Below are 12218 nucleotides of genomic sequence, written 5' to 3'. Positions count from 1 at the left end.
GGCGCCCGCCGCGGCCACTGCGCCCGCCTCGGCCGCGGCCAGCGCCGATCCGGCCAGCCTGCCCGGCGCCGTGACATCGCCCATGGTGGGCACCGCCTATCTGTCGGCTGAACCCGGCGCCGCGGCCTTCGTCACCGTCGGTCAGACCGTGGCCGAGGGCGACACGCTGATGATCGTCGAGGCCATGAAGACGATGAACCACATCCCCGCGCCCCGCGCGGGCACGGTGCGTCGCATCCTGGTCGATGACGGCAATCCGGTCGAATTCGGCACCCCCCTGATGATCGTCGAGTAAGCCCATGTTCGACAAGATCCTCATCGCCAACCGGGGCGAGATCGCGCTGCGCGTGATCCGCGCCTGCCGCGAGATGGGCATCGCATCGGTCGCGGTCCATTCGACCGCCGACGCCGATGCGATGCATGTCCGCATGGCAGACGAATCGGTCTGCATCGGTCCGCCGTCCTCGGCGCAGTCCTATCTGTCGATGCCAGCCCTGATTTCGGCTTGCGAGATCACGGGTGCGCAGGCGATCCACCCGGGCTACGGCTTCCTGTCCGAGAATGCGGGTTTCGTGCAGATGCTGGAAGATCACGGCATCACCTTCATCGGTCCGCGTGCCGAACACATCCGCATCATGGGCGACAAGATCACCGCCAAGGACACGATGAAGGCGCTTGGCGTCCCCTGCGTGCCCGGCAGCGACGGTGGCGTGAACGACGTGGAACAGGCCAAGGCGGTCGCTGCCCAGATCGGCTATCCGGTCATCATCAAGGCCACGGCGGGCGGCGGCGGTCGCGGCATGAAGGTCGCCGAGAACGAGGCGGGCCTTGAGGTCGCCTTCCGCACCGCGCGGTCCGAGGCCAAGGCAGCCTTCGGCAACCCCGACGTCTATCTGGAGAAATACCTCCAGCGTCCACGCCACATCGAGATCCAGGTCTTCGGTGACGGCAAGGGCCGCGCCGTGCATCTGGGCGAACGCGACTGCTCGCTGCAGCGCCGCCACCAGAAGGTGCTGGAGGAGGCCCCCGGCCCCGCCATCACCGCCGAACAGCGCGCCCGGATCGGAAAGGTCTGCGCCGATGCCGTCGCCAAGATCGGCTATTCCGGCGCCGGCACGATCGAATTCCTGTTCGAGGACGGAGAGTTCTACTTCATCGAGATGAACACCCGCCTGCAGGTGGAACATCCGGTGACCGAGGCGATCTTCGGGGTCGACCTGGTGCGCCAGCAGATCCGCGTCGCCGCCGGCCTGCCGATGGAGTTCCACCAGGAGGACCTTGTGATCAACGGCCATTCGATCGAGGTGCGGATCAACGCCGAGAAGGTGCCCAGCTTCTCTCCCTGCCCCGGCAAGATCACCCAGTATCACGCCCCTGGCGGTCTGGGCGTGCGGATGGATTCGGCGCTGTATCAGGGCTATTCGATCCCGCCCTATTACGACAGCCTGATCGGCAAGCTGATCGTTCACGGTCGGGACCGGGACGAGGCGCTGGCCCGTCTGTCGCGCGCCTTGGGCGAACTGATCGTGGACGGGGTCGACACGACCGTGCCGCTGTTCCGCGATCTGCTGGCGGAACCGGACATCCAGTCGGGGAACTACTCGATCCACTGGCTGGAACGCTGGCTGGCCCGGCACTACGCGTAAGGGCCCGATGCTGACGCCTGCGCAGTTGCTGACCGGTTATGCGCGCGGCGTCTTTCCGATGGCCGAAAGCGCGGATGACGACCGCCTGTACTGGTTCGACCCCCCGATGCGGGGGGTCCTGCCGGTGGGGGGCGTCCATGTCGCGCGCTCTCTGCGGCGAGACCTGCGGCGTGGTGGATGGTCCGCGCATCTGGACGGCGATTTCGCAACCGTGGTCGCCGCCTGTGCCGACCGCGAAACGACGTGGATCAACGCTCCGCTGGCGGACCTGTACCAGGCGCTGCACGGCGCGGGCCATGCGCACGCCATCGAGATCCGCCATGACGGGGCCTTCGCGGGCGGTCTGTTCGGCGTGACCCTTGGGGGGGCGTTCTTCGGCGAATCCATGGTTTCGGCCCGCGAGAACGGATCGCGGATGGCGCTGTGGTGGCTGTCGACGCACCTGAAGCGATGCGGCTTCACCTTGTTCGACACGCAGTTCCTGACGCCGCATCTGGCCCGGATGGGTGGGATCGAAATTCCGCGCAAGACCTATCACACGCGGCTGACCGCGGCTCTCCGCCGCAAGGCCGACATCCGTGCGGCGCCACTGCTCTCAGCAGAGATGCTGGCCGCTCAGCCCTGACAGGACATGACCCAGACATCGTAGCGCGCGTCATCCAGCGCCGACAGCGCGGGCGAGCTGGCGATCATCCAGCCGCTAAAGACCGTCGCGTTCTGCCGCAGGTCGGTGATGGTCAGCTGCGCGAAGGCGTCAGAGCTGGGATCGCCTGCAGGATAGCGGCATTCGCCCAGCCTAATCTCCAACCGCCCGTAACGGACGGCCTGACCGATCTGAAGCGGCAGGTCCGTCGTCCGCCCCGACACCTTGTCCAGACCCCGCAGCATCGCGCCCTGTGCGCGCACGGTGTCCTGCGCGGCCAAGGGTGTTGCCATCAGCATCAGGCAAAGCGCGGCGCGAATCATGGCACGGACTCATCGGCCGATTGGCTGTCGACGAATTTCAGCATCAGCTGCAGCAAACTGACCGCACCCTGCACATCCTCGATCTCGTCCCCGGGGGCAAGATTGTCCATCGCGCCGCCGGGCTGCAGCTGAATGTACGCGCCGCCCAGAAGGCCGTCGGACTGAATGAGCGCGGCGCTGTCCGTAGGCAGCACAATGTCGGCTGGGATCGTCATGACCGCATCGGCCAGATAGGTCTGCGGGTTCAACCGAACCTCACTGACGCGGCCGATACGAACACCGGCCAAACGGACCTCTGTCCCGACCGCGACCCCGTCGACATCCGGAAAAGATGCGATCAGCGGATAACCCGATCCGCCGCCCCACTGCCCCTGCGCCGCCCAAGCAAGAAAACCCGCGGCGACCGCAAGGACGACGCCACCCGCGATCAGTTCGGCACGCGCCTCGGTCCCATGGGCGATGTCGGCGGACATGCTATTCCGGGCGCCACGCGTCATAATCACTGCGCACCGCAGGTGCCGCGCGATACAGCGACCCGGCCGGCACATAGGCGCCCGGCGTGCCGGTCAGGTTGGCCTGGTGCGGCTGTTCCCACGCCTTGCGCGGGACGGCCAGTTCGGTCGGCGCCTCGTTCCAGGTGTGGTGCAGCCAGCCGTGCCATTCGGGCGAAATCTGACTGGCCTCGGATTCGGATTTATAGATGACCCAACGGCGCTTGCCGTCCTTGGTCTTGTAGAAGATGTTTCCGGCCGCGTCCTCGCCGACCTTCACGCCGTTGCGCCAGGTCCAGAACTGAGTGTTCAGCGTCTGGCTGTTCCACCAGGTCAGAAAGCGCAGCAGGAACGACATCGGCAGGACCCTCAACGATCAGTTTTGCCCTTGGGATATGCCCCAGTTTCCGCGCAAGGTCCAGCCTTGCGCGGATGCCCCGATTACCCGGCCGAGGCGGTTTCCTTCTTGGGATCGACATGGATCAGCAGGGGCTTGGCGGTGGGGTTGTCCACGGCCTCGTCGTTGACCACGACCTCCTGAACGCTGTCCAGTCCGGGCAGTTCGAACATGGTGTCCAGCAGGATCTCCTCCATGATCGACCGCAGGCCGCGGGCACCGGTCTTGCGCTTGATCGCGCGCTTGGCGATGGCGGTCAACGCGTCGTCGGTGAAGGTCAGCTGAACGCCCTCCAGGTCGAACAAGCGCTGGTACTGCTTGACCAAGGCGTTCTTCGGCTTGGTCAGGATGATGATCAGCGCCTCTTCGTCCAGGTCGGTCAGGGTCGCGATGACCGGCAGACGGCCGACGAATTCCGGGATCAGGCCGAACTTCAGCAGATCCTCGGGCTCCAGTTCCTTGAACAGCTCGCCGACGCCCTGATCGCCCGTCTCCTTGACCGAAGCGCCAAAGCCCATCGCCGTGCCCTTGTTGCGCTGCGCGATGATGCGGTCCAGACCGGCAAAGGCGCCGCCGCAGATGAACAGGATGTTGGTCGTGTCGACCTGCAGGAACTCCTGCTGGGGATGCTTGCGCCCGCCCTGCGGGGGAACCGAGGCGACCGTACCCTCCATGATCTTCAGCAAGGCCTGCTGCACGCCCTCGCCGGACACGTCACGGGTGATGGACGGGTTGTCCGACTTGCGGGTGATCTTGTCGACCTCGTCGATATAGACGATGCCGCGCTGTGCCCGTTCGACGTTGTATTCGGACGACTGCAGCAGCTTCAGGATGATGTTCTCGACATCCTCACCGACATATCCCGCCTCGGTCAGCGTGGTCGCGTCCGCCATCGTGAAGGGCACGTCCAGAATGCGCGCCAAGGTCTGCGCCAGCAGCGTCTTGCCGCAGCCGGTCGGCCCGATCAGCAGGATGTTCGACTTGGCCAGCTCGATGTCGGTCTTGGAGCCGTGGTTCAGACGCTTATAATGGTTGTGCACGGCCACGGACAGCACGCGCTTGGCATGCTCCTGCCCGATGACGTAATCATCCAGCACACCGCAGATTTCCCGCGGGGTGGGCACGCCGTCGCCGGACTTCAGACCGCTGGTCTTGGTCTCTTCGCGGATGATGTCCATGCACAGTTCGACGCATTCGTCGCAGATGAACACGGTCGGTCCCGCAATCAGCTTGCGGACCTCGTGCTGGCTCTTGCCGCAGAAGCTGCAATAGAGCGTGTTCTTGCTGTCGCTGCCGGACTGGTTCGCCATCGTCCATTTCCTTGACTGCCGTCCCGCAAGGACGCGGGGCGGGCGACGGCGGGATCGGGTTTCCGCGCGCCGCATCTTCGGGTTTCCGCGGCTGATCGGCCGCCGCGGGTCATTCACGCCATGTTACGGGCCAGTCCGGCCCGTCACAATCCCCATCAAAGCTATTTCTTCTCCGGGACGGCCTTGCCGCGCGGGGCCACGACCTCGTCGATCAGGCCCCAGTCCTTTGCCTCGTCCGCGGTCATGAAACGATCGCGCTCCAGCGCCTCCTCGACCTCGGTCAGGGATTTGCCGGTGTGATGGACATAGATCTCGTTCAGGCGACGCTTCAGCTTTTCGGTTTCGCGCGCGTGGATCAGGATGTCGGTGGCCTGGCCCTGGTATCCGCCCGATGGCTGGTGGACCATCACCCGGCTGTTCGGCAGCGAATAGCGCAGACCCGGCTCTCCGGCCGCCAGAAGCAGCGAACCCATGCTGGCCGCCTGCCCCACCACCAGCGTCGAAACGCGCGGCTTGATGTACTGCATGGTGTCATAGATCGACAGTCCCGAGGTCACGACACCGCCGGGGCTGTTGATATACATGCTGATATCCTTGGACGGGTTCTCCGCCTCGAGGAACAGCAACTGCGCGCAGATCAGCGTCGACATCCCGTCATGGACGGGACCCGACACGAAGATGATGCGCTCCTTCAGCAGACGCGAGAAGATGTCATAGGCCCGTTCCCCGCGCGAGGTCTGTTCGACCACCATCGGCACCAGGGTGTTCATGTAGAATTCTGCCGGATCGCTCATCTTCTGTCCTTGCCTGTTCGCCCCTGTCCCCGCGATTCGACCGGGCACTTGTCCCTGTCTTACCCGCGAAGTGTTGACAGAGTCTTAGTAACGGGCAAGGACAGCCGCAAGGGATGGAACGCAAATCGCCCCCGGCGGGCGGACAGGAGGCAGCCGTGAAGCTGATCGTGGGGCTGGGCAATCCCGGCGCGAAATATGCGGCCAATCGTCACAACATCGGGTTCCTGGCCTTGGACCGGATCGCCGCGGACCACGATTTTACGCCGTGGCGCGCCCGGTTTCAGGGCATGGCCGCCGATGGCCGCCTTGGCGACATGCGCGTCACGCTGCTGAAACCGCAGACCTTCATGAACCTGTCCGGCCAGTCCGTCGGAGAGGCCGCGCGCTATTTGAAGCTGACGCCCGCCGACGTCATCGTGCTGCATGACGAACTGGACCTGGCGCCCGGCAAGTGCCGCGTCAAGCAGGGCGGCGGGCATGCAGGCCACAACGGGCTGCGCTCGATCCACCAGCATATCGGCGCGGAATACGGACGGGTGCGGCTTGGCATCGGGCATCCGGGGCACAAGGACAAGGTCGCGTCCTATGTTCTGTCTGACTTTGCCAAGGCAGAGCAGGACTGGCTGGACGACCTGTTGCGCGGCATCTCGGACGGCGCCCCGGCGCTGGCGGCCGGCGATGGCGGCCGGTTCCAGAACGCGGTGGCGAACCGCACCGCACCGGCACGCAACAGCGGGACCGAGGCCCCGGCCCCGAAACCCGCACCTCCACCGGCACCGAAACCGGACCCCGCGCCCCAGCCCGTCACCCTGACCGACCGCCTGCGCGCGCTGAGCGACCGGTTCAAGTGACGGTCGCCGCGGCCTTTGCCCATCAGGCCCGCGCCTGTGCCGCGCTTGGCTCACCGCTGACGGCACAACTGTGTCGGACCCTGCCCCGGGTTCTGGCCGACGGACCGGTCGCGGACCGCGTGCTGGGCTGGACGGGCGATCCGTCCACTGCGGCGGATTCGCTGCCCCTGCGCCTGTGCGGGGCGCTGCATGCGCTGGTGTTGACCGGGCAGGCCCCTGACCTTGCACGCGCTTATGACGGCGGCGTTGTGGACCCAACCCTGCTGCGCCGCGTGCTGGACGATCATGCGGAAACCATTCTGTCATGGCTGGACAGCCCCCCGCAGACGAACGAGGTCGCCCGGTCCGCGGCCCTGATCGGCGCGGCACGGTTCCTCAGCGCGCTGTCACCCCTGCCGCTGCGGCTGCTGGATCTGGGGGCGTCGGCCGGATTGAACCTGAATTTCGACCGCTATCACCTGGGTGCGGGGGAAACCGGCGTGGTGCTGACACCCGAATGGCGGGGCGCGATGCCGCAGGGGTCGGTGACGGTTGCCAGCCGTCGCGGGGTCGACCTGAACCCGCTGGACCCGGATCGTGACGGGCTGCGGCTGATGGCCTATTGCTGGGCCGATCAGCATGACCGCATGGCGCGCCTGCGGGCGGCGCTGGACCTGGCCCGGCGCGACCCGCCGCAGGTCGACCGTGGCGATGCGGGCGCCTGGCTGGCCGACCGCTTGGCCAAGCCGGTCCCGGACCGGCTGACGCTGGTCTATCACACCGTCGCGGCCCAGTATTTTCCGCCCACGACGGCGCAGGCCTGCTCCGACGCACTGTCCCACGCAGGCCGGACCGCGACCTCGTCGGCCCCCGTGGCCCATCTGCGGATGGAGGCCGATGGCGGCGAGGGCGCGGCGCTGGACCTGACGTTGTGGGACGGCACCCGGCACGACTGGTCGCTTGGCCGCACGGATTTTCATGGGCGCTGGATCGACTGGCAGCCGAAGCAGTTGTGACTTTCCCCGGCGCCCGGCTGCGCCTAGGCTGGGCGCAAAGGAGACCCCATGGACGCTTCGATCAATGTGCTGGGCGGCGTCTTGCAGCCCTGTTCGACCAAGCCGATGACCGGATTCTTTCGCAACGGCTGCTGCGACACCGGGCCCGAGGACCGGGGCAGCCACACGGTCTGCGTGATCCTGACCGACGAATTCCTGGCGATGTCCCGCTATCTGGGCAATGACCTGACGACCCCGCGGCCGGAATACGGCTTTGCGGGGCTGAAGGCCGGCCAGCGCTGGTGCCTGTGCGCCAGCCGCTTTCTGCAGGCGGCGCAGGAATTCGCCGCGCCGACCGTGGTGCTGGAATCCACGCACAAACGCGCGTTGGAGATCGTGCCGCTGGAGCTGTTGAAGCGCCATGCCGGGACCGATGCGGACTAGGACGGCGATCCTGATCGCGGCACTGGCCGCGACACCCGCCGCGGCCTTCGGCCCCGACCTGGCACCCATCATCCGCGCCGACGACCGCATCCGGCTGGAGCAGGTCGATGCGGTGGCCGGACGCACGCTGAGGGGCGCACTTGCGCAGGGAACCTCGGACGATCTGGCCGTTATGGTGCAAGGCCTGGCAGGCCGCCCCCTGCCCGCCGATCAGGCCGCGACCCTGCTGCAAGGCGACTGGTCGTGCCGGATGCTGAAGCTGGGTGGCGGGTTGCCTCTGGTCGTCTATCAGCCGTTCCGCTGTCGCATCGACACCGACGGCGGGTTCGTGAAACTGAGCGGCTCACAGCGGATGCAGGGCATGATCGGCGATCTGGACGGGGCACAGGTCTATCTGGGCACAGGCTACATCGCCGGCGATACCGCCCTGCCCTATGCCGACCTGCCCGACAGCATCGACCCCGCGGCCACGCCGCAGCGCGTCCCCGAGGTCGGCATGGTCGAGGTCGTCAGCCCGACGCAGGCGCGCATCCTGATGCCCCTGCCGATGCTGGAAGCGGACCTGAACATCCTGCTGCTGACGCGCTGATCAGGTCTTCAGGTCCTGGCCCAGGTGCTTGGCGACGGTGAAGATGTCCTTGTCGCCACGACCGCACATGTTCATCACGATGATGTGGTCGGCGGGCAGGTCCGGCGCGATCTTGATGACATGCGCCAGCGCATGGCTGGGCTCCAGCGCGGGAATGATGCCTTCCAGCGCGCAGCACAGCTGGAACGCGCCAAGCGCCTCGTCGTCCGTGATGCTGACATATTCGGCGCGGCCGATATCCTTCAGCCAAGCGTGTTCCGGCCCGATGCCCGGATAGTCCAAGCCCGCGCTGATCGAATGACCCTCCAGGATCTGGCCGTCATCGTCCTGCAGCAGATAGGTGCGGTTCCCGTGCAGGACGCCGGCGCGGCCGCCCGACAGGCTGGCGCAATGCTCCATCCGGTCATCGACGCCCTTGCCCCCGGCCTCGACGCCGATGATGCGGACGTCCTTGTCGTTCAGGAACGGATAGAACAGGCCCATCGCGTTCGACCCGCCGCCGATGGCCGCGATGATCGTGTCGGGGAAGCGCCCCTCGCGCGGCATGATCTGCTCGCGGACCTCCTTGCCGATGATCGACTGGAAATCGCGCACCATCGCCGGATAGGGGTGTGGCCCTGCGACCGTGCCGATGCAATAGAACGTGTCCCGCACGTTGGTTACCCAATCGCGCAGCGCGTCGTTCATCGCGTCCTTCAGCGTGCCGCGCCCCGACGTGACCGGGATCACCTCGGCCCCCAGCAGGCGCATGCGGAAGACGTTGGGCGACTGGCGTTCGACGTCATGCGCGCCCATGTAGACCACGCATTTCAAGCCGAACCGCGCGCAGACGGTGGCCGTCGCGACCCCGTGCTGGCCCGCGCCGGTTTCCGCGATGATGCGCGTCTTGCCCATGCGGATCGCCAGCAGGATCTGGCCCAGCACATTGTTGATCTTGTGCGCGCCGGTGTGGTTCAGCTCGTCGCGCTTCATGTAGATCTTGGCGCCGCCCAGGTGCTGGGTCATGCGTTCCGCGAAATAGAGCGGGCTGGGCCGGCCGACGTAATGCGTCCACAGGTCGTCCATCTGCGCCCAGAAGGACGGGTCGGTCTTGGCGCGTTCGTATTCCGCCTCCAGATCCAGGATCAGCGGCATCAGCGTCTCGGACACGAAGCGGCCGCCATAGATGCCAAAGCGCCCTTGTTCGTCGGGGCCGGAGGTAAAGCTGTTCAGCAGATCGTCGGCCATGGGATGCGCCTTTGGGTTATTTGCGTGTCTGGGCAACCGGAATGCCCCTTGCCCCCGTTCTAGCCGCCATCGCGCGCAGGGTGAAGCCCGTGCAGGCAGGCGGCCCGCGAAACCGCCCGATTTGCGCGCGACGTCGTGACGCGGACAGGTTTGGCGGTTGACGCCCGGCGGATGACGGTCAAAACCTGCGCCCGACACGCCACATCGGAGGGATGATGCCCAAGGCCCGCACCCTGTCGCTGAGCGATCACCACGTCGCCAGCGTCGCCCCCGCCGAGGGGCTGCTTTACAACCCCGCCTGGCGGATGCTGGAGGATGGCGACCTGGACGCGCTGGCCCTGCGGCTGACGCAGGGGCGGACGGGCCCGATACCGATCTTCGCCTATGGGTCGTTGATCTGGAACCCGGGCTTTGCGGTGCAGGATCGCCGCCGCGCCACGGCGATCGGCTGGCACCGCGATTTTTCGCTGACGCTGGACCATTTCCGCGGAACGCCCGAACGGCCTGGCCTGATGCTCGCGCTGGCATCGGGCGGAACCTGCGAGGGGCTGGTGCTGGACATCGCCGAAGGGACCGAGGTCGAATCCATGCGCGCCATCCTGCGCCGCGAACTGGTCGCGCACGAGCTGGCCGCGAATGCCTGCTGGATCCAGGTGCGCACCGATCGCGGGGTCGAATCCGCGCTGACCTTCTATGCCGATCCGGTCGACGCCCCCGTGGCGCGCCTTCCGGTCGAGGAGCAGGCGCGGCTGTTGGCGACGGCTGCTGGCGCTGCGGGCTCGGGCGCCGAATATCTGCTGCGCACCGCGCGCGGACTGGCCGAATGGGGCATCGAGGACGATTACATCTGGACGCTGCAGCACCTGGTCGCCGAACGGATCGAGGCCGAGGCGGGCTTTGTGCCCCCGACTGGCCGCTAGCCCATTCCGCGCCCCTTGCACCGGTGGGCGTGGGGATCGCGTCTACAGCGGCGACAGCAGGTGGCCGCCATCGGCCACTAGGACCGATCCGGTCATGAACGCCCCCGCGTCCGAGGCCAGCAGCAGCAGCGGCCCGGCCAGATCGCCGGCCTGCCCCAACCGCCGCTGTGGAATGCGGCGGATCTGGGCCTGGCCATGGTCGGTGGCAAAGAAATCGCGGTTGATGTCGGTCTCGACATAGCCGGGGGCCAATGCGTTCACGCGGATGCCGTGGCGCGCCCATTCCAGGGCGTGCTGTTTGGTCAGCTGGATCAGTGCGGCCTTGGACGTGGCATAGGCGGAGACCCCCGCGCCCTGCCGCAGCCCCAGGATCGAGGCGACATTGACGATAGCGCCGGGCCGCCCCGCCTCGACCAGCCTTGCGGCCACCGCCACCGACATCCGCCGTGCCCCGTCCAGGTTGACGCCCATCACCCGCGCCCAGTCCTGGTCGGACTGTTCCAGCGACGCACCGGGAATGGCGATGCCGCTGTTGTTGACCAGCAGGTCTACCGGAGCGCCGGCCCAGGCCTCGGCATCGGCCACGGCGCGGGCGACGCTGCCCGGGTCGGTTACGTCCAGCGCGATGGAATGGGCGTCAGACAGGCTGTCGGCCAGGGCCCGCATCGCATCGACGCGCCGCGCGGCCAGCACGACGCGCGCCCCCGCACCGGCCAGCGTTCGCGCGAATTCCGCGCCAAGCGCGCCCGATGCCCCGGTCACCAGCGCCACGCGCCCGTCCAGGCGGAAACGATCCATGCTCATGCGGGCTCCTCGGCGGTGGTGGGGTCGGCGATCCAGGCGCGCAGCCGGGCGGCCGCCAGCAGGCGGGCATGCAGGTCGGCGTCATGGTCATGCGCCCCCGCCCGGATCGCGGCCACATCGGCGGTCACGTCCTGCGACGGGCGGGCCAGCTCTCGCTGCGCCATGGCCAGCGCATTGGCCGCCAGCAGCGCGTGGTATCGGGCATCCGGCCCGCCAGGGGCGATGTCCCGGCGCAGGGTCGCCTCGGCCTCCGCGATCAGGTCCAGTGCGTCGCTCATGCGGCCTCCGGCGCGGTCATCTGCAACAGGCGGTATTCCAGCGTGTCGGCGATGCGCCCGGTCAGCGCCAGGTGCAGCGAACGTTCGGCCCCGCTGTCGTGGCGGTCGCCCTGCTGCAGGGCGATCACGGCCCATCGGATATGGGCCATGACCTCCCACCACCGCACACGGTCGGGGTCGGGGACCGTGTCCCTGGCGGCGGCATAGCCCGACAGGACGGCCGCACGGCTGGCGATGCCGCCACCCTCCAGATCGGGGCGCGAAAACCGCCAGCATTCCGCGCAGAACCACCCCAGATCGCAGGCCGGGTCCGACCAGGCGGCGAATTCCCAGTCCAGAACGGCCGTCAGCCCATCGGCATCGACCAGGAAATTGCCGGTGCGGAAATCCTGATGTGTCAGGGTCACCCTGTCGGGCGCCGGCGCGTGGCGTTCGGCCCAACGCAGCGCCCATTCCAGGCCCGGTCGCGGCGCGGGCCGCGCATCCAGCCAGCCGCGCAGCCCCGCCACCGCCTGCAGGGCCGGATC

General features: G+C 67.4%; 17 protein-coding genes. 8 read left to right on the top strand and 9 right to left on the bottom strand.

Annotation, left to right across the window (positions count from 1 at the left end):
* The 3 genes from FHD68_RS14285 to aat all read left to right on the top strand — a co-directional run.
* Positions 1 to 295 (top strand): acetyl-CoA carboxylase biotin carboxyl carrier protein (locus tag FHD68_RS14285; protein WP_341872769.1); only part of this gene is annotated, 295 nt, incomplete at its 5' end.
* A gap of 4 nt (positions 296 to 299) precedes the next feature.
* The gene (gene accC, locus FHD68_RS14280) at positions 300 to 1646 is read left to right on the top strand and encodes an acetyl-CoA carboxylase biotin carboxylase subunit (RefSeq protein ID WP_045981261.1); all 1347 of its coding nucleotides are present in this window, start codon (positions 300 to 302) and stop codon (positions 1644 to 1646) included.
* 7 nt (positions 1647 to 1653) lie between these two features.
* Positions 1654 to 2271, top strand: a complete 618-nt coding sequence (gene aat, locus FHD68_RS14275; RefSeq protein WP_127898660.1) for a leucyl/phenylalanyl-tRNA--protein transferase — start codon at positions 1654 to 1656, stop codon at positions 2269 to 2271.
* Here aat and FHD68_RS14270 read toward each other — a convergent pair.
* The 5 genes from FHD68_RS14270 to FHD68_RS14250 all read right to left on the bottom strand — a co-directional run bounded on the left by FHD68_RS14270 (position 2262) and on the right by FHD68_RS14250 (position 5604).
* Positions 2262 to 2582 (bottom strand): DUF2155 domain-containing protein, encoded by a 321-nt coding sequence (locus FHD68_RS14270; RefSeq protein WP_240542420.1) that lies wholly within the window; start codon positions 2580 to 2582, stop codon positions 2262 to 2264. The two genes, aat and FHD68_RS14270, sit on opposite strands and share 10 nt — an antisense overlap.
* A 26-nt stretch (positions 2583 to 2608) precedes the next feature.
* A complete protein-coding gene (mlaD, locus tag FHD68_RS14265) occupies positions 2609 to 3085 on the bottom strand; it encodes an outer membrane lipid asymmetry maintenance protein MlaD (protein WP_127898661.1) in 477 nt (158 codons plus the stop codon).
* Between the two features lies 1 nt (position 3086).
* Positions 3087 to 3461: an NADH:ubiquinone oxidoreductase subunit NDUFA12 gene (locus tag FHD68_RS14260; protein WP_045981265.1), complete on the bottom strand. Its 375-nt coding sequence runs from the start codon at positions 3459 to 3461 to the stop codon at positions 3087 to 3089.
* An 83-nt stretch (positions 3462 to 3544) separates the two neighbouring features.
* Entirely contained in the window at positions 3545 to 4810 is a 1266-nt protein-coding gene (gene clpX / locus FHD68_RS14255; protein WP_045981266.1) for an ATP-dependent Clp protease ATP-binding subunit ClpX, read from the bottom strand.
* A 161-nt stretch (positions 4811 to 4971) separates the two neighbouring features.
* Positions 4972 to 5604, bottom strand: coding sequence for an ATP-dependent Clp protease proteolytic subunit (locus FHD68_RS14250; protein ID WP_045981267.1), 633 nt, complete (start codon positions 5602 to 5604; stop codon positions 4972 to 4974).
* Between the two features lie 155 nt (positions 5605 to 5759).
* Between FHD68_RS14250 and pth the strand changes: the two genes are divergently transcribed.
* The 4 genes from pth to FHD68_RS14230 are packed head-to-tail and all read left to right on the top strand — an operon-like array spanning position 5760 to position 8462.
* The gene (gene pth / locus FHD68_RS14245) at positions 5760 to 6455 is read left to right on the top strand and encodes an aminoacyl-tRNA hydrolase (RefSeq protein WP_127899377.1); all 696 of its coding nucleotides are present in this window, start codon (positions 5760 to 5762) and stop codon (positions 6453 to 6455) included.
* A complete protein-coding gene (locus FHD68_RS14240; protein WP_127898662.1) occupies positions 6452 to 7450 on the top strand; it encodes a DUF2332 domain-containing protein in 999 nt (332 codons plus the stop codon). The genes pth and FHD68_RS14240 overlap by 4 nt, the downstream gene beginning before the upstream one ends.
* Positions 7451 to 7498: 48 nt before the next feature.
* Positions 7499 to 7873, top strand: coding sequence for a DUF2237 family protein (locus FHD68_RS14235; protein ID WP_045999036.1), 375 nt, complete (start codon positions 7499 to 7501; stop codon positions 7871 to 7873).
* Positions 7863 to 8462, top strand: coding sequence for a DUF4893 domain-containing protein (locus FHD68_RS14230; protein WP_164871436.1), 600 nt, complete (start codon positions 7863 to 7865; stop codon positions 8460 to 8462). Before FHD68_RS14235 ends, FHD68_RS14230 begins: the two co-directional genes overlap by 11 nt.
* Here the strand turns inward: FHD68_RS14230 and trpB are convergent, their stop codons facing one another.
* Complete coding sequence (gene trpB, locus FHD68_RS14225; protein ID WP_127898664.1) at positions 8463 to 9689, bottom strand: tryptophan synthase subunit beta; 1227 nt, start codon at positions 9687 to 9689, stop codon at positions 8463 to 8465.
* A 215-nt stretch (positions 9690 to 9904) separates the two neighbouring features.
* Here trpB and FHD68_RS14220 point away from each other — a divergent pair, with 215 nt between their 5' ends.
* Positions 9905 to 10609, top strand: coding sequence for a gamma-glutamylcyclotransferase (locus FHD68_RS14220; RefSeq protein ID WP_052715079.1), 705 nt, complete (start codon positions 9905 to 9907; stop codon positions 10607 to 10609).
* A 42-nt stretch (positions 10610 to 10651) separates the two neighbouring features.
* Here the strand turns inward: FHD68_RS14220 and FHD68_RS14215 are convergent, their stop codons facing one another.
* From FHD68_RS14215 to FHD68_RS14205, 3 genes are all read right to left on the bottom strand, one after another.
* The gene (locus FHD68_RS14215) at positions 10652 to 11413 is read right to left on the bottom strand and encodes an SDR family NAD(P)-dependent oxidoreductase (protein WP_240542421.1); all 762 of its coding nucleotides are present in this window, start codon (positions 11411 to 11413) and stop codon (positions 10652 to 10654) included.
* A complete protein-coding gene (locus tag FHD68_RS14210; protein ID WP_127898665.1) occupies positions 11410 to 11691 on the bottom strand; it encodes a hypothetical protein in 282 nt (93 codons plus the stop codon). Before FHD68_RS14210 ends, FHD68_RS14215 begins: the two co-directional genes overlap by 4 nt.
* A partial coding sequence (locus FHD68_RS14205; RefSeq protein ID WP_167550410.1) for a phosphotransferase occupies positions 11688 to 12218 on the bottom strand: 531 nt, incomplete at its 5' end. The genes FHD68_RS14205 and FHD68_RS14210, both read right to left, overlap by 4 nt.

Origin of the sequence: Paracoccus marcusii, assembly GCF_006151785.1 — a bacterium.
Lineage (GTDB): Bacteria > Pseudomonadota > Alphaproteobacteria > Rhodobacterales > Rhodobacteraceae > Paracoccus > Paracoccus marcusii.
Note: the sequence above shows the minus strand (reverse complement) of the source record. Positions and strands in the feature narration are given on the sequence as shown.

What these genes read in the sequence shown, in the direction of transcription:
- accC (WP_045981261.1), top strand. Translation starts at nt 300, where the DNA reads ATGTTCGACAAGATCCTCATCGCCAACCGGGGCGAGATCGCGCTGCGC.
- aat (WP_127898660.1), top strand. Translation starts at nt 1,654, where the DNA reads ATGCTGACGCCTGCGCAGTTGCTGACCGGTTATGCGCGCGGCGTCTTT.
- FHD68_RS14270 (WP_240542420.1), bottom strand. Translation starts at nt 2,582, where the DNA reads ATGGCAACACCCTTGGCCGCGCAGGACACCGTGCGCGCACAGGGCGCG.
- mlaD (WP_127898661.1), bottom strand. Translation starts at nt 3,085, where the DNA reads ATGTCCGCCGACATCGCCCATGGGACCGAGGCGCGTGCCGAACTGATC.
- FHD68_RS14260 (WP_045981265.1), bottom strand. Translation starts at nt 3,461, where the DNA reads ATGTCGTTCCTGCTGCGCTTTCTGACCTGGTGGAACAGCCAGACGCTG.
- clpX (WP_045981266.1), bottom strand. Translation starts at nt 4,810, where the DNA reads ATGGCGAACCAGTCCGGCAGCGACAGCAAGAACACGCTCTATTGCAGC.
- FHD68_RS14250 (WP_045981267.1), bottom strand. Translation starts at nt 5,604, where the DNA reads ATGAGCGATCCGGCAGAATTCTACATGAACACCCTGGTGCCGATGGTG.
- FHD68_RS14235 (WP_045999036.1), top strand. Translation starts at nt 7,499, where the DNA reads ATGGACGCTTCGATCAATGTGCTGGGCGGCGTCTTGCAGCCCTGTTCG.
- FHD68_RS14230 (WP_164871436.1), top strand. Translation starts at nt 7,863, where the DNA reads ATGCGGACTAGGACGGCGATCCTGATCGCGGCACTGGCCGCGACACCC.
- trpB (WP_127898664.1), bottom strand. Translation starts at nt 9,689, where the DNA reads ATGGCCGACGATCTGCTGAACAGCTTTACCTCCGGCCCCGACGAACAA.
- FHD68_RS14220 (WP_052715079.1), top strand. Translation starts at nt 9,905, where the DNA reads ATGCCCAAGGCCCGCACCCTGTCGCTGAGCGATCACCACGTCGCCAGC.
- FHD68_RS14215 (WP_240542421.1), bottom strand. Translation starts at nt 11,413, where the DNA reads ATGAGCATGGATCGTTTCCGCCTGGACGGGCGCGTGGCGCTGGTGACC.
- FHD68_RS14210 (WP_127898665.1), bottom strand. Translation starts at nt 11,691, where the DNA reads ATGAGCGACGCACTGGACCTGATCGCGGAGGCCGAGGCGACCCTGCGC.